The organism is Salinicola sp. 4072, assembly GCF_036663415.1.
Classification (GTDB): Bacteria; Pseudomonadota; Gammaproteobacteria; order Pseudomonadales; family Halomonadaceae; genus Salinicola; species Salinicola salarius_A.
In genome coordinates, this window is sequence record NZ_JAXOVV010000008.1 from 45,797 (window position 1) to 60,810 (window position 15,014).

Genomic DNA, 15,014 nt, shown 5'->3' on the forward strand with positions numbered 1-15,014 from the left:
CTTCGTGAGCCGATTCCACGATTTGACGCAACTGCCGGATGCTCGCGGCCACTTCGGTCCTTACGGTGGCCGCTTCGTTTCCGAGACCTTGAGTTTCGCTCTCGAAGAGCTCGAAAACATCTATGCGAGTCTCAAGAACGATCCCGAATTCCAGGCGGAGTTCGACTATGACCTGAAGCATTACGTCGGCCGGCCGTCGCCGCTCTACCACGCCGAACGCTGGTCGCGCGAGATCGGTGGTGCGCAGATCTGGCTCAAGCGCGAGGATCTGAATCACACCGGCGCGCACAAGGTGAACAACACCATCGGTCAGGCGCTGCTGGCCAAGAAGGCCGGCAAGCCGCGCGTGATCGCCGAGACCGGTGCCGGTCAGCACGGCGTCGCCACGGCGACGGTTGCCGCGCGCCTGGGGCTGAAGTGCGAGATCTACATGGGCGCCGAGGACGTCGAGCGCCAGAAGCTGAACGTCTACCGCATGCATCTGCTGGGCGCCAAGGTGGTGCCGGTGGAGTCCGGCTCGCGCACGCTCAAGGATGCCATGAACGAGGCGCTGCGCGACTGGGTCACCAACGTCGACGACACCTTCTACATCATCGGCACGGTGGCGGGTCCGCACCCCTATCCGATGCTGGTGCGCGATTTCAGCGCAGTCGTCGGCCGCGAGGCGCGTCGTCAGTCGCTCGAGCAGATCGGTCGGTTGCCCGACGCGCTGGTGGCCTGCGTCGGCGGTGGTTCCAACGCCATGGGCCTGTTCTATCCGTTCGTCGAGGATGACGATGTCGCCATGTACGGCGTCGAGGCCGGTGGTGAAGGCGTCGCCACCGGGCGCCACGCCGCGCCGCTGACCGCCAATGCGCCTCGCGGCGTGCTCCACGGCAACCGGACCTACCTGATGTCCGACGAGGGCGGGCAGGTCGCTGACACGCAGTCGATCTCCGCCGGTCTCGACTATCCCGGCGTCGGCCCCGAGCACGCGCTGTGGAAGGATGTCGGTCGCGTGCGCTACGTGGCGGCGGACGACAACGAGGTGCTGGCGGCCTTCCGTGAGCTGACGCTCGTTGAAGGCATCATGCCGGCGCTGGAGTCGTCGCATGCCCTGGCTCACGCCAAGAAGCTGGCAGGGGAGATGTCCCCGGAGCAGCATATCGTCGTCAACCTGTCCGGGCGTGGTGACAAGGATATCCATACCGTCGCCAAACTCGACGGAATCGAATTTTGATGGCCGGCGCCGACAGGACGATGGCCGGCGACATGACTCGAGGGCGACATGAATCGTATTGAACACAACCGTATCGACCAGCGCTTTGCCGAACTGAAGGCTCAGGGCCGTACGGCGCTCATTCCCTATATCACCGCTGGCGACCCGGCTCCGGCGCACACGGTCGATTTCATGCATGCCTGCGTGGAAGCTGGCGCTGACGTGATCGAGCTGGGTGTGCCGTTCTCGGACCCGATGGCCGATGGTCCGGTAATCCAGAAGGCCTGCGAGCGGGCGCTGGTACACGGCACGCGACTGCAGCATGTGCTGGAGATGGTCGCTGAATTCCGCCAGCGGGACAGCGAAACGCCCGTGGTGCTGATGGGGTATCTCAATCCCATCGAGCGGATGGGGTATGACGTCTTCACGCGCCAGGCCCAGGCTTCCGGGGTCGATGGCGTGCTGGTGGTCGACATGCCCCCGGAGGAGGCGGGCGATAACGCCGCACTGTTCGCGGAGCACGGCCTGCAGTCGATCTTCCTGCTGGCGCCGACGACCTCCGAGGCGCGCGCTCGCGCGATCTGCGAACACGGCGAGGGCTACCTCTACTACGTCTCTCTCAAGGGCGTGACCGGGGCCGCCACGCTGGACGCCGACGCCGTCGGCGAGCAGTTGAACAAGTTGCGCCGTATCACCGAACTGCCGCTATGCGTCGGGTTCGGCATTCGTGACGGCGCGACGGCGGCCGCCATCGGCCGTGTCGCCGATGGCGTGATCGTCGGCAGCGCCCTGGTCGGACGCATCGCCGAGCATGCCGATGACCCGGCGTCCATTCCCGCCGCGCTGAAATCGATTCTCGGCGAGATGCGCGAAGCGCTCGACCGGGAAGCGGCCGGCTGAGCCGCTGCCGCCGATTTGGTATCATTCAGCGTTTGCGGTTGTCGCGACAGCCGTTCGTCGCGGTTGTCGTCATTACTTTTTATGTCGTCATTACTTTCTATTTAGGCAAATAGGGAATCGTTCCTGACATGAGCTGGCTAGACAAGATCGTCCCGTCGATGAGCCGCATCCAGCGCAACGACCGCCGCGCCAGCGTGCCGGACGGCCTGTGGCGCAAGTGCCCGAACTGTGAATCGGTGCTCTATCTTCCCGAGCTGGAGAAGCACCAGAACGTTTGTCCCAAATGTCAGCATCATCTGCGGCTGACCGCGCGCAAGCGTCTCAACTGGTTCCTTGATGCCGAAGGGCGTGAAGAGATCGCGGGGGATCTTCAGCCGAGCGACCGCCTCAAGTTCCGGGACTCCAAGAAGTACAAGGATCGCCTGGCATCGGCCCAGAAAGCGACCGACGAGAACGACGCGCTGATCGCCATGCGCGGCACGCTGGATGACCTGCCCGTCGTCGCGGTAGCGTTCGAGTTCTCCTTCATGGGCGGCTCCATGGGCGCCGTGGTCGGCGAGAAGTTCGTCCGTGCCGCCACGCTGGCCCTGGAAGAAGAGATTCCGCTGGTCTGCTTCGCTGCCTCCGGCGGCGCCCGCATGCAGGAAGCGCTGTTCTCGCTGATGCAGATGGCCAAGACTTCCGCGGCGCTGGAGAAGCTCAAGCTGGCCGGCGTACCCTACATCTCCGTGCTCACTGATCCGGTCTTCGGGGGCGTTTCGGCGTCGCTGGCGATGCTGGGTGACCTCAACGTGGCCGAGCCCAATGCGCTCATCGGGTTTGCCGGCCCGCGCGTCATCGAGCAGACGGTGCGAGAGACATTGCCGGAAGGCTTCCAGCGCAGCGAATTCCTGCTCGAACACGGCACCGTGGACATGATCATCCCGCGTCCCGAGATGCGTGAGCGGTTGGGCAGCATTCTGCGCAAGCTGACGCACCAACCGCCGGCTGGCCAGGTCGCGGACGAGAGCGAGGATTTCTCGCCGCTGGCCGACGAGCCGGACGCGATCCAGGCACCCCGTTGAGGAACCGCTGACCCATGAGTGCCACCCTCGACGACTGGCTGGCGCGTCTTGAGCGCCAGCATCCGGTCTCCATCGACATGGGGCTCGAACGGGTGGCGGTGGTTGCCGAACGGCTGGGGCTGATGCAGGGTCCGATCGCACAGCGGGTGGTGACGGTCGCCGGCACCAACGGCAAGGGCTCCACCGTGGCCATGCTCGAGCGCCTCGCTCGGGCTCACGGCCTGTCCACGGCCAGCTACACTTCGCCTCATCTGCTGCGCTACAACGAGCGGCTCTGCTTCGATGGCGTCGCGGCCGACGACGCCACCCTGATCGCCGGGTTCGAACGCGTCGAATCGGCACGCCTGGCCGGCGATCCCGTCAGTCTCACCTACTTCGAGGCCGGAACCCTGGCTGCGCTGGTTGCGATCGCCGAGGCGCGCCCCCAACTGGCCATTCTCGAGGTCGGGCTCGGCGGCCGTCTGGATGCGGTCAACGTGATCGACAGCGACATCGCCGTCATCACCACCATCGCCCAGGATCATGCGGACTTTCTCGGCACCGACCTCGACGTCATCGGATTCGAGAAGGCCGGTATTCTCCGCCAGGGGCGACCGGCGGTGCTCGGCAGCCGCGCATTGCCGCCCAGTGTCTCGCAGCGCATCGACGCGCTTGAGATACCCGCTTACTGGCTGGGGCGCGATTTCGATCATCAAGACGTCGATGGCAGCGAGTGGCGCTGGCAGGGCCGAGGGGCGAAGGGTCTTCGCTATCGACTCGATAGCTTGCCTGATCCGGGGCTGCCGCTCGACAATGCCGCCGTCGCGTTCCAGGTGCTCGGCCTGTGCGGCATCGTGCCGCAGCCCGCCGAGTCCCGCCAGGCGATGTCCACCGTCGCGCTGACGGGCCGGTTGCAGTGGTTGGGGAACTGGTGCTTCGACGTGGCGCACAATCCCCATGCCGCGCATTATGTGGCAGCGAGGCTAGCGTCGCGATCGCCGGCGCCGCGTCGCCGTATCGGCCTGCTCGGCGTCCTCCAGGACAAGGATGCAGCGGCACTGATCGAGGCGCTGTCCCCGGTGATCGATGCCTGGCTGCCGGTAGGGCTGGCAGGCCCGCGCGGTCGCTCGGGCGAGGCACTGGCCGAATCCATCACCGGTCGAGGCGGCGAGGTGCTGGCGACCGCTTCGTCGCCGGCAGCGGGCGTCGACTGGCTGGCATCACGTCTTGCACCCGATGAAGAAGTGTTAGTATGCGGTTCGTTTCTGACCGTGGCCGGCGCGCTGGAAGCGCTGACGGCGCTGGCCGGCGACGAAGTGTAGTGAAGGCGGTCGCCGGGGCGATCGATCGGATGTCGAGTCCTGGTCAAGAAGATCAAGGTGCTATCAAGGAGGTCAAGGTCCCATGAAGTACGGATGGCGTGAACGTATCAGTGGTGCGGTCATTCTCGTCGCATTGGGGGCCATTTTTCTGCCGATGCTGTTCGACGATCCCGAGCCGCGTCAGCAGGAGCCGGGCCCGGTCATGGTCATCGAGCAGCCGATCGAGGGCGGCGAAACTCGTCAGCGCATCATCGAATCGCCCGAACCGCCGGCATCGGTCGCCGCCAACGGCAATCAGGGTGCCGGCAACGGCGGCAGCATGAGCGCTGATGGTGGCAGCGCGGGCGACAACACCGTGCCGGAGCCGGATACGCGTAGCCAGCTCGGTGCCGGCAGCGAGGATTCGTTCGGCCAGAGCGGCACGACTTCCGGCGACGACAGCGATCCGATCGCCGAGATCGCGCAGGCGGAGCAGAGCCAGCCGCAACCGCGTCCGGCCGAACCGGAACCCTCGGCGCCGGTGCAGTCCTCGTCGCAGCCGTCCTCCACGCAGCAGGCATCGGCACCCGAGCGCACTGCCGCCAGCAGCGATGGCGGCTGGGTCGTGCAGGTCGGCAGCTTCGGACAGGCGGACAACGCATCACGCCTGACCGCCAAGCTCAAGGAGCAGGGCTTCGCGGCCTATTCGCAGCCGCGGGACAACAACCTGACCACGGTCTACGTTGGCCCGTTCTCCTCGTCGGATGCCGGCGAGAAGGCGCGATCCGAGCTCAAGCAGGCCGCCAATATCCAGGGACTGCTGATTCGCAAACCGGGTAGCTGATGACTTTGACCTGGCTCGACTACGCTTTCCTGCTGGTATTGACGATATCGATGCTGGCAGGTTTCATGCGTGGCCTGGTACGGGAGGCGCTGGGACTCGGCGCCTGGATCGTGGCGCTGCTGGCGGCGCGGATATTCGCCAAGCCGATCGCCGATCTCCTGGAGCCCTACATCTCGCATCCCGATGCGCGTCTGGTACTGGGGTTCGTGCTGATCATCTTCGTGGTGGTGATGATCTGCGGATTCATCATCCGCCTGCTCAATGCGGCGATCGAGTGGGTCGGCATGGGATTCTTCAACCGCGTGGCCGGAGCGATCTTCGGTCTGGCTCGCGGCGGGGCGATCCTGGTGATCGTCACGGTCGTCATAGGCTTGACGCCGCTGGCCCAGTTGCAGGCCTGGCAGCAGGCGCAGTTGAGACCATCGTTCGAGTCGTTGCGGACCTGGGCGGTGGTTCAGCTGCAGAGCTGGGACGTCGACCCGTCCGCCGCCGAAGAGGCGATGCGGCACCTGCCGATGACGCTACCGGGGCGAGACGACGCTTCATCCAGCTCTTCATACAGTCAGGACGGGCAGGGGGTGACGATTCCCGCCCCTGTTCCGGCCGAAAAACCGGCGCCCTGAATGGGTGCGACCAAGCGAGGTAAGTCGGCATGTGCGGTATCGTAGGCCTCATGGCCAATGAAGCGGTCAATCAGTTGATCTATGACGCGTTGACGGTCTTGCAGCACCGCGGACAGGATGCCGCCGGCATGATGACCTGGGATGAAGGTCGCTTTCTGCTGCGCAAGAACAACGGGCTGGTACGGGACGTGTTCCATACGCGTCACATGAAGCGGCTGAAGGGCAATGTGGGCATCGGTCATGTCCGCTACCCGACCGCCGGTACGGCGAGCGAGGCCGAATCCCAGCCTTTCTATGTCAATTCGCCCTACGGCATCACCCTGGCCCACAACGGCAACCTGACCAACTCCGATCAGCTCAAGCAGGAGCTGTTCTCCTCCGATCTGCGCCATATCAATACCAGCTCGGACTCCGAGGTGCTGCTCAACGTGTTCGCGCACGAACTGGGCAAGCAGGGACTGTATCTGACGCCGGAGGATATCTTCGATGCGCTGCGCCGCGTTCACCGGCGCTGCAGCGGGGGTTACGCCGCCGTGTCGATCATCAACGGCTTCGGGCTGGTGGCGTTTCGCGATCCCCACGGCATTCGTCCGGTCGTCTACGGTACGCGTCAGACGCCCGAGGGCCAGGAGGTGATGATCGCCTCCGAGTCGGTGGCGCTCGATGTGGCCGGCTTCGAGCTGGTGCGGGACCTGGCGCCGGGCGAAGCGATCTTCGTCGACATGGACAAGAACATCCATACGCAGATGTGCGCCGACAAGCCGCGGCTGACCCCGTGCATCTTCGAGCACGTCTATCTGGCGCGGCCCGATTCCATGCTCGATGGCGCTTATGTCTACGGTACCCGGATGCAGATGGGCCGCAAGCTGGGCGACCGCATCCAGCGCGAGTGGCCGGATCACGACATCGACGTGGTGATTCCGATTCCCGATACCTCCCGGACCACGGCGCTGGAACTGGCCCAGCACATCGGCGTGACGTTCCGCGAAGGTTTCATGAAGAACCGCTACATCGGCCGGACGTTCATCATGCCCGGGCAGACCCAGCGCAAGAAGTCGGTCCGCCAGAAGCTCAACGCCATCGCCAGCGAGTTCGAAGGCAAGAACGTGATGCTGGTGGACGACTCGATCGTGCGCGGGACGACCTGCAAGCAGATCATCCAGATGGCCCGCGATGCCGGCGCCAACAAGGTCTACTTCGCCTCCGCCGCGCCGGCTGTGCGTTACCCCAACGTCTACGGTATCGATATGCCGGTCGCCACCGAACTGGTCGCTCATGGCCGCACCGATGCCGAAGTGGGCGAACTGATTGGCGCCGACCGGCTGATCTACCAGGATCTCGAGGATCTCAAGGCGGCATGCCGCGAGGTCAACCCGGCGCTGGACGATTTCGACTGTTCGGTCTTCGACGGCAACTACGTCACGGGCGATGTCGACGAGGACTATTTCACGGCGCTGGAAGCGGCGCGTAACGATGCTGCCAAGTCCGGTCGCGAGAGCCTCAATGCCGTCGTCGATCTGCACAACGACAGCGAGGACGATTGATCGCCAGGGCGATCGAACCTGGGCCTGGCCGCATGTGCCGGGCTCTCACGGGATCTTGGAAACCTCTGATTAACTATTCCGCTGGGCAATACGGTGTGAAAAATCAACTCAAAAGGCTCATTTACATCCTCGTAAACTCCGCTGTTTCGTTGATTTTTGCCTTGTCTTGCCTGCGCTCATGACGTTAATCAGAGGCTCCCTTGTTTTTCAGGAGCTGAAGGATGAGTTTTGACGACGCCCCCACGCCGGGGTTGGAAACACCGGGTCTGGAAGCATCGGGCCTGGAAACGTTAGGCCTGGAGACGCTGGCAATTCGTGCGGGGCATGAGCGCACCCACGAGCAGGAACACGGCGAGCCGATTTTTCCGACCTCCAGCTTCGTCTACGGCAGTGCGGCGGAAGCGGCGCGCAAGTTCAAGGGCGAGGAGCCGGGCAACGTCTACTCCCGCTTCACCAACCCGACGGTGCGCAATTTCGAGCGGCGTCTGGCGGCGCTCGAGGGCGGCGAGCGCTGCGTCGCCACCAGCTCCGGCATGGCAGCGATTCTCTCCACCGTGCTGGCGCTACTCAAGGCCGGCGACGAGGTGATCGTCTCGCGTTCGGTGTTCGGCTCGACCATTGCGCTGTTCGACAAGTACCTGGCCAAGTTCGGCGTCGTCCCGCGCTATGTCGAGCTCAACGACCTGGCGCAGTGGGAAGCGGCGATCACGCCGAAGACCAGGCTGCTGTTTGCCGAAACCCCGTCTAATCCGCTCAACGAGCTGGTCGATGTCGCGGCGCTGGCCGAACTGGCGCACCGTCACGACGCTTGGCTGGCGATCGACAACTGCTTCCTGACGCCGGCACTGCAGCGGCCGCTGGATCTGGGTGCGGATCTGGTCATTCACTCCGCCACCAAGTATCTCGATGGTCAGGGCCGGGCGATCGGCGGTGCCGTGGTCGGGCGCGATGCCGAGCTTGAACAGCTTTACGGCGTGGTGCGTACCTGCGGCCCCTGCATGAGCCCGTTCAACGCCTGGATCTTCCTCAAGGGGCTGGAAACGCTCAGCCTGCGCATGCAGGCGCATAGCCGCAACGCACAGGCCATGGCGGAATGGCTCGAGTCCCAGCCCGCCATCGAGCGCGTCTATTACAGCGGGCTCGAGAGTCACCCGCAGCATGCGCTGGCCAAGCGCCAGCAGCAGGGGTTCGGTGCGGTCATGGGGGTCGAGGTGAAGGGCGGCCAGGAGGCCGCGTGGAAGGTCATCGATAATACGCGAGTGATGTCGATCACCGGTAACCTGGGCGACGTCAAGACGACGATCACTCACCCTGGCACCACCACCCATGGCCGTCTCACCGACGAACAGCGCGCTTCTGCCGGCATCCGTGATGGCCTGATTCGCATCGCCGTCGGGCTGGAAACGCTGGACGATCTCAAGGCCGATCTCGAACGCGGATTGAATCTGCTCTAGGCGGCTGAACGGGCTCGGTTCGTCGTCTTCGAAAATCGGGTGCCGGGCTCGGGGAATGCCCTTGGCAGCGGCTTTCCGATGGCAGGCAAGGCTCCGGCGTCTTCGCTGGAGCCTTGTCGTTTCTGTCCGACGAGTTCCGGCCGGCTACGTCTATCTATCGCTCATGCATGGGGCCATACTGAGTTTGCCACAACGGTCTGGCTGTCTGAAAAAGTCAGTGAATCGCCGTAGCCATCAGGTTCGCTAAATTGACTTTATGAGGAACCCGTCATGAGTAAAGGGCAAGATCGTAAAAAGAACACCAAGAAGAAACCCCTTCTCACCGCAAAAGAGAAGAAAGCAGCAAAAGTATCCAAGAAGTCGACAACGAGTATCTTCGACAAGTGAGTTGCCAAGGCCATCGGGTTTCCGGTGGCCTTGCTCTATTCCCCTCCCTGTTTTTCCACTCTATAGCTGCTCTTCGTCGTAATCTGATCATGTGCGAGGCTATTGTTTCCCTTTCGTCACTAATCGGTTTACGAATCCCGGCCTAGCTTCCCTTTCGGCAAACCGTATGCTGAGTGAAGAACAACGGGAGAACGTACCGTGTGGAAAAATACGCGATCGGGTTGGGGGTGGGTCAGCATTGCCGTTCACTGGGCGAGCGCGCTGGCGATTTTCGGCCTGTTCGCGCTGGGCTGGTGGATGACCGGGCTGGGCTATTACGATCACTGGTATCACCTGGCGCCATGGTGGCATAAATCGATCGGCATCATGGTGCTGCTGGTCAGCGTCTTTCGGGTCGTCTGGCGACTGGTGCAGCCGACGCCGGCCGCCCATGGCAAACCGCTGGAGCAACGGGCGGCGCATGTCGGGCACGGGCTGATCTACGCGCTGATGTTCGTGGTGATGATCTCCGGCTATCTGATTTCCACCGCGGAAGGCGAGGGGATCAGCGTGTTCGGCTGGTTCACGGTGCCGGCGCTGGTCTCGGGGCTGCCGGATCAGGCCGTGCTGGCAGGTGACGTCCACTGGTACGCGGCCTGGGCGTTGGTCATTCTGGCACTCGGTCATGGGCTGGCAGCGTTCAAGCATCACTGGATGGATCGTCAGGATACGCTGACCCGCATGTTGACCTCCCGTGCGGCCAGACGCCGCTGAGGATTTCATTTCCGGCTCTGGCCGTCGGCTGCCGTCGCCAGGACCGGACCGTTTGGCAAGATGACTCAAACCGCTTCGAGGAGCATGACGATGTTGAAGAAGACTGCACTGGCAACGCTGATCGCCGCCGCTTCGGCAATGCCGCTGGCCCAGGCACAGGCCGCCGACTACCAGATCGACACCGAGGGTCAACACGCCTTCATCCAGTTCAAGATCAGCCATCTGGGATATTCGTACATTCTGGGCGACTTCAAGTCGTTCGACGGGGGCTTCAGCTACGATCCCGAGTCGCCGGACGACGCCAGCGTCAATGTCACCGTGGATGTGAACAGCCTGGAAACCAACCACGCCGAGCGGAACAAGCACATTCTGAGCGGTGACTTCCTCGACGCGAGCGAATTCCCGCAGGCGACGTTCAAGTCCACCGGCTTCGATGTCGACGACAACGGTGACGAGGCCGAGATGACCGGCGACCTGACGATCCATGGCGTCACCAAGTCGGTGACGTTCGAGGTCGATCATATCGGCGGCGGCGACGACCCGTGGGGCGGCTACCGCCAGGGCTTCGAGGCAACGACGGAGCTCAACCTGGCCGACTACGATATCGACATGAGCGCTTTCCCCGAGTCGATGCGTACACTGGAACTCTATGTGGTGCTGGAAGGCATCCGCCAGTAACGAGGCTCGGGCCATGAGCCTCGCCTGAAGCAAGTGGTTCGATAGACGCGATCCCGGCCCTGGCGCCGGGATCGTGCGTTATGCGCTGCCGTTTTCGGGAAGGTGTTCAACAGCCCGCGCGGGCAATATCTCGCGGCTATGCGTTGCCCAGGTAGTGCGCCACCTCGCGGCGATCTCGGCGATGCTTCCAGCGCCGGACCCAGCGGCCGCGACACCATAGCGAGCCGCGCCAGGCGATGTCGCGGAGATCGCCCAGATTGAGTGCCTTCCAGCGTTCGAATTGATCGTAGCGCAGCGTCCGGGGCTCGCCGCTGAGTGTCTGATCCAGCGATTCCAGCAGCAGTGCCGCTCGCTCGCGTGTCGTCAGCGGATGATCGCGATCTGGCGGCGTCTCCCGGGCCAGGAACAGTCGCGAATCCTCACGGCTGCGTAACATGGGGCCGACGTCGAGGTGGCCCGTCTCGTCAGGCGTCAGGTCGAAGAGAGCCTGTGCCGGTGAAGGCCGCAGGTGGTCGGTGACCAGCAGCAGATCGGCATCGACCGCGCTGCCATCGTCCAGTATCAGTTGATGTCGATCGTAGCGGGTCGCCGTCGCGACCAGTTCCAGACGCAAGCCTCGGCGCAGCAGCCGCTTCATCAGCCAGCGATTGGCCCGCTGGCAGGCGCCGGGCAGCGGGCGGCGGTCGTTACCGATCAGGGTGACCGGAAGCCGGCGGCCATAGCGTTCACCCAGCGCCAGCAGGTTGGCCGCGAGTTCGACACCGGCAGGGCCGCCACCGATGACGGCGACGGCGGGAAGCGAGCCCGTAGCGTTGGCAAGACGGGTTTCCAGCTGCTGGCGTAACTGCCAGAGATCGTCGGCGGCAGCGGTGAACACGCCTTTGGCGCTATAGAAGCCGGGAATGGCATGCTCGTCGAGAACGGGCGGCAGGTCGAGCGACAGCCAGTCGTAATCGAGCTGACGGCCGCCACCGAGCGTGATTCGGCGCTTCTGGCGCTCGACCTGGATCACCTCGGCGCGAACATGGGCGCCGCCGTGGGCGACGATGCGGTCCGCCGGCAAGCGAACGTCTTCGCGCTGCCACTCGCCGCCCAGCATCCCGCCGAGCCAGTCCGAGAAAGCGAAGTCCTGTTGCGTCACCAGTGTGACGCGAGCGCCATGGGCAACAAGGCGCTCGGCGTGGGCGGCCACGTGAAGATGGGAATCGCCGTTGCCGACGAGTACCAGATGCTGGCCCTCGGGATGGTTATCGGAGGAGCTCGGCTGGGTATTGGGCATGCCTCGATCCGGGCGGGAAATCGGACTTCAGTCTAGCATGTGCATGGGGCCTGTCCGAAAACCGACGGTGCATGGCCGTGCCTGGCGTGCCCGATATTCGGACAAGCCCTCGGAAGAGGCTTGAAGACGCCGGTAGTTATCCGTAACTGTAACTTGTCTGTATTGCTGGTCTGCACTGCTGGAGCTGCGCTCTGGCCTCGACTGACTTTTCATCTCAAGGAGAAAGCATTCATGGCACGTCATATTCTGCCGCAACCCGGTCTGGGAACGTATCGTCTCAAGGAGCAGGCGGTGATCGATTCGGTGACGTCCGCACTCGAGCTCGGCTATCGTCATCTCGACAGTGCCCAGATGTACGAAAACGAAGCCGCGGTGGGCAAGGCGATCCATCAGAGCGGCATCGCGCGTGACGAGCTGTTCGTTACCACCAAGATCTGGTGGGACAAGCTCGAACCGAAGCAGTTGACCGCTGCCATCGAGCAGAGCCTCGAGAACTTCGGCCTCGACCAGCTCGATCTGGTGCTGATCCATTGGCCATCCCCCAACGGCGAAGTGCCGATGGCCGATACCATCGGTGCGCTGGATGCGGCGCGTGCCCGCGGGCTCACCCGGCATATCGGCGTGTCCAATTTCACCATCGGCCAGATCGACGAGGCGCTGACACTGCCGGGCGGTGAAAACATCGTGACCAACCAGATCGAGGTGCATCCCTTCCTCGCCAATCGCAAGCTGGTCGAACACTGTCAGTCCAAGGGGCTGGAAGTGACGGCCTACATGCCGCTGGCGGTGGGCAAGGTGATGGACGACCCGGTACTCAAGCGCATCGCGCAGGCGCATGACGCCTCTCCGGCACAGATCGCGCTGGCCTGGATCGCGGCGCGCGACATCATCGTGATTCCCTCCTCGACCAAGCCGGCCAACCAGAAATCGAATATCGAGGCGATGAACATCCGCCTGAGCGACGACGAGATCGAGCAGATCAACCGTCTCGATCGCGGCGACCGTCAAGCCAATCCCTCCTTTGCCCCTCGCTGGGACGAGTGACGCCAGCCCCCTGTGGGACGACGCGCAGGGCGCCGGACGTCCGCCTGCTTAGGGCGGGCATCCGGCCCGAACCTTGCGATACGATGCCGAAATTCGGCCCCGGCGAATTTTTGCCGAGCCCACGGGTCAAAGCGTCACCGTTTCAAGAGGATCAGCGATGCGTACACGAATGATGAGAAAGGCCATGTTATCGGGCCTGGGTGCCGGCTTGGTGGCAGGCCTGCTGGCGCTGCCGGCCTGGGCTCAGGACGCCACGGCCATGGAGGAGGACTCGACACCGGCGCAAAGCTCGGGGCTGAACGTGAAGCAGGACAGCGGCGAGCTGGAGGCCCCCGCCAATGCCTCCCAGGTCGATCACGAATCGATCGAGAAGTCCGGCGGGGTCGGGCGGGAAAACGCCGGCTTCACCGATGGCGGCGCACAGACCCCGGTCGATCAACGGCCCAATGCCTTGAGTTTCGATCAATTGGATGTCGATGGTAGCGGCGTCATCGACGAGGATGAAGCGGTCAGCGCCGAGCGGCAGACGATGTTCCAGCAACTCAACGAGGCGGACGCCGGTGGCGTGACCCGGGAACGCTTCGAGCAGGCGATGGGATCGGACACGCTGGCCGAGTGATGACATGGCGACTCTGACCCTCGCGAGATCGTCGCGGGGGGCAAAAAAAATCCCGGCCTAGGCCGGGATTTTTCGGTCTACTGCCGGTGCTGAACCGAGTTCAGTCGACGACGGCAGCGATCGCCTTGGCCACGTAGGGCAGGTTCTCGCTGGTGAAGCCGGCGACGTTGGCGCGACCGGAGCCCACCATGTAGATGCTGAACTCGTCGCGCAGGCGCTTGACCTGCTCGGTGGAAAGACCGGTATAGGAGAACATGCCGCGCTGTTCCGCCACGTGGGCGAAGCGCTGATCCAGGCCATAGGGCTTGAGCGAATCGACCAGCTCGCGACGCAGCGAATTGATGCGATCGCACATCTCGGTCAGTTCGCTCTTCCAGAGCTGGGTCAGCTCTTCGGATTCGAGAATGTCGATCACGATGGCGGCGCCGTGCGACGGCGGCGTGGAGTAGTTCTCGCGGGCGACGATCGCCATCTGCGAACGCACGTTCTCCATCTGCTCGGCGGTCCTGGCGATCACGATCAGGCAGCCGGTACGTTCGCGGTAGAGGCCGAAGTTTTTCGAGCAGGAACTGGTGATCAGCATCTCGTCGAGATTCTCGGCCAGCAGGCGCACGCCGAAGGCATCGACATCCAGGCCGTCACCGAATCCCTGGTAGGCGAAATCGACCAGCGGCAGCAAGCCGCGCTCCTGAACCACGGCCAGCACCTGGCGCCACTGATCCTGGTTCAGGTCGAAACCGGACGGGTTGTGGCAGCACGCGTGCAGCAGCACGACGTCGCCCTGCGGGATCTGCTTGAGCGCGGCCAGCATGCCTTCGAAGTCGAGACGGTTGTCGCTGTCGACGTACGGATAACGCTGAATCGGGATCTCGGCGCCTTCGAAGATGCCGATGTGGTTCGGCCAGGTCGGGTTGGAGAGCCAGATGCTCTTGCCTGGCAGTTGGGTGCGGATGAAGTCCGCCGCCAGACGCAGCGCGCCGGTGCCGCCCGGCGACTGAGTGGCGCTGGCCCGGTTGGCGGCCAGTACCGGCGAGCCGGCACCCAGCACCAGCGGAAGAATCGCCTTGCCGTAGCGGGGATCGCCGTGAGAGCCGATATAACTCTTGGTCTTCTCGCTTTCCAGCAGACGCGCCTCAGCCTGTTTCACGGCCCGCATGATCGGCGTATTGCCATTCGGATCCCGATAGACGCCGACACCCAGGTCGACCTTCTGCGGGTTGGGATCCTGATTGTAAGCTTCGATCAGCCCGAGGATGGCATCCCCGGGGACGCGCTCGATCTTCTCAAACATTAGCGTGCACTACCTCGCTATTTCTGGGGACCATGACGATCTTTCGACAACTCATC

14 protein-coding genes are annotated in these 15,014 nt (G+C 63.7%); 12 read left to right on the plus strand and 2 right to left on the minus strand.

What is annotated here, in order from left to right; translation table 11 throughout:
• Window positions 1-4 precede the first annotated feature (4 nt).
• The 10 genes from trpB (at window position 5) to R3F72_RS07790 (ending at window position 10,725) form a co-directional block, all read left to right on the plus strand.
• On the plus strand, window positions 5-1,219 hold the full coding sequence (gene trpB, locus R3F72_RS07745; protein WP_087718973.1) for a tryptophan synthase subunit beta: 1,215 nt from the start codon (window positions 5-7) through the stop codon (window positions 1,217-1,219).
• A gap of 48 nt (window positions 1,220-1,267) precedes the next feature.
• Entirely contained in the window at window positions 1,268-2,098 is an 831-nt protein-coding gene (gene trpA / locus R3F72_RS07750; protein WP_087718974.1) for a tryptophan synthase subunit alpha, read from the plus strand.
• Window positions 2,099-2,226: 128 nt separating this feature from the next.
• A complete protein-coding gene (gene accD, locus R3F72_RS07755) occupies window positions 2,227-3,162 on the plus strand; it encodes an acetyl-CoA carboxylase, carboxyltransferase subunit beta (RefSeq protein ID WP_256961205.1) in 936 nt (311 codons plus the stop codon).
• A gap of 14 nt (window positions 3,163-3,176) precedes the next feature.
• The gene (locus tag R3F72_RS07760) at window positions 3,177-4,463 is read left to right on the plus strand and encodes a bifunctional folylpolyglutamate synthase/dihydrofolate synthase (RefSeq protein WP_332779357.1); all 1,287 of its coding nucleotides are present in this window, start codon (window positions 3,177-3,179) and stop codon (window positions 4,461-4,463) included.
• A gap of 82 nt (window positions 4,464-4,545) precedes the next feature.
• A complete protein-coding gene (locus tag R3F72_RS07765; protein ID WP_303856735.1) occupies window positions 4,546-5,286 on the plus strand; it encodes an SPOR domain-containing protein in 741 nt (246 codons plus the stop codon).
• Window positions 5,286-5,909 (plus strand): CvpA family protein, encoded by a 624-nt coding sequence (locus R3F72_RS07770; protein ID WP_087718977.1) that lies wholly within the window; start codon window positions 5,286-5,288, stop codon window positions 5,907-5,909. The genes R3F72_RS07765 and R3F72_RS07770 overlap by 1 nt, the downstream gene beginning before the upstream one ends.
• Window positions 5,910-5,938: 29 nt before the next feature.
• Entirely contained in the window at window positions 5,939-7,453 is a 1,515-nt protein-coding gene (purF, locus tag R3F72_RS07775) for an amidophosphoribosyltransferase (protein WP_332779358.1), read from the plus strand.
• 221 nt (window positions 7,454-7,674) lie between these two features.
• A complete protein-coding gene (locus tag R3F72_RS07780) occupies window positions 7,675-8,907 on the plus strand; it encodes an O-succinylhomoserine sulfhydrylase (protein ID WP_332779359.1) in 1,233 nt (410 codons plus the stop codon).
• A 585-nt stretch (window positions 8,908-9,492) separates the two neighbouring features.
• Entirely contained in the window at window positions 9,493-10,047 is a 555-nt protein-coding gene (locus tag R3F72_RS07785) for a cytochrome b (RefSeq protein WP_332779360.1), read from the plus strand.
• A gap of 90 nt (window positions 10,048-10,137) precedes the next feature.
• Entirely contained in the window at window positions 10,138-10,725 is a 588-nt protein-coding gene (locus R3F72_RS07790; RefSeq protein WP_303856685.1) for a YceI family protein, read from the plus strand.
• Window positions 10,726-10,861: 136 nt separating this feature from the next.
• On the opposite strand, the gene R3F72_RS07795 is transcribed toward R3F72_RS07790, so the two are convergent.
• Window positions 10,862-12,004 carry an NAD(P)/FAD-dependent oxidoreductase gene (locus R3F72_RS07795; RefSeq protein WP_332779361.1) on the minus strand — a complete coding sequence of 381 codons (1,143 nt, stop codon included), beginning with the start codon at window positions 12,002-12,004 and terminating at the stop codon, window positions 10,862-10,864.
• Between the two features lie 231 nt (window positions 12,005-12,235).
• On the opposite strand from R3F72_RS07795, the gene dkgB reads away from it, so the two are divergent.
• Entirely contained in the window at window positions 12,236-13,048 is an 813-nt protein-coding gene (gene dkgB, locus R3F72_RS07800) for a 2,5-didehydrogluconate reductase DkgB (RefSeq protein ID WP_332779362.1), read from the plus strand.
• Window positions 13,049-13,232: 184 nt separating this feature from the next.
• Window positions 13,233-13,667, plus strand: coding sequence for a hypothetical protein (locus tag R3F72_RS07805; RefSeq protein ID WP_332779363.1), 435 nt, complete (start codon window positions 13,233-13,235; stop codon window positions 13,665-13,667).
• Window positions 13,668-13,767: 100 nt separating this feature from the next.
• On the opposite strand, the gene R3F72_RS07810 is transcribed toward R3F72_RS07805, so the two are convergent.
• Window positions 13,768-14,958: an amino acid aminotransferase gene (locus R3F72_RS07810; RefSeq protein ID WP_332779364.1), complete on the minus strand. Its 1,191-nt coding sequence runs from the start codon at window positions 14,956-14,958 to the stop codon at window positions 13,768-13,770.
• Window positions 14,959-15,014: the final 56 nt, after the last annotated feature.

Bases quoted from the DNA above. Each gene is read 5' to 3' on its own strand.
- R3F72_RS07805 (WP_332779363.1), top strand. From the start codon at position 13,233: ATGTTATCGGGCCTGGGTGCCGGCTTGGTGGCAGGCCTGCTGGCGCTG.
- trpA (WP_087718974.1), top strand. From the start codon at position 1,268: ATGAATCGTATTGAACACAACCGTATCGACCAGCGCTTTGCCGAACTG.
- R3F72_RS07760 (WP_332779357.1), top strand. From the start codon at position 3,177: ATGAGTGCCACCCTCGACGACTGGCTGGCGCGTCTTGAGCGCCAGCAT.
- R3F72_RS07765 (WP_303856735.1), top strand. From the start codon at position 4,546: ATGAAGTACGGATGGCGTGAACGTATCAGTGGTGCGGTCATTCTCGTC.
- dkgB (WP_332779362.1), top strand. From the start codon at position 12,236: ATGGCACGTCATATTCTGCCGCAACCCGGTCTGGGAACGTATCGTCTC.
- R3F72_RS07770 (WP_087718977.1), top strand. From the start codon at position 5,286: ATGACTTTGACCTGGCTCGACTACGCTTTCCTGCTGGTATTGACGATA.
- R3F72_RS07810 (WP_332779364.1), bottom strand. From the start codon at position 14,958: ATGTTTGAGAAGATCGAGCGCGTCCCCGGGGATGCCATCCTCGGGCTG.
- accD (WP_256961205.1), top strand. From the start codon at position 2,227: ATGAGCTGGCTAGACAAGATCGTCCCGTCGATGAGCCGCATCCAGCGC.
- R3F72_RS07780 (WP_332779359.1), top strand. From the start codon at position 7,675: ATGAGTTTTGACGACGCCCCCACGCCGGGGTTGGAAACACCGGGTCTG.
- purF (WP_332779358.1), top strand. From the start codon at position 5,939: ATGTGCGGTATCGTAGGCCTCATGGCCAATGAAGCGGTCAATCAGTTG.
- R3F72_RS07790 (WP_303856685.1), top strand. From the start codon at position 10,138: ATGTTGAAGAAGACTGCACTGGCAACGCTGATCGCCGCCGCTTCGGCA.
- R3F72_RS07795 (WP_332779361.1), bottom strand. From the start codon at position 12,004: ATGCCCAATACCCAGCCGAGCTCCTCCGATAACCATCCCGAGGGCCAG.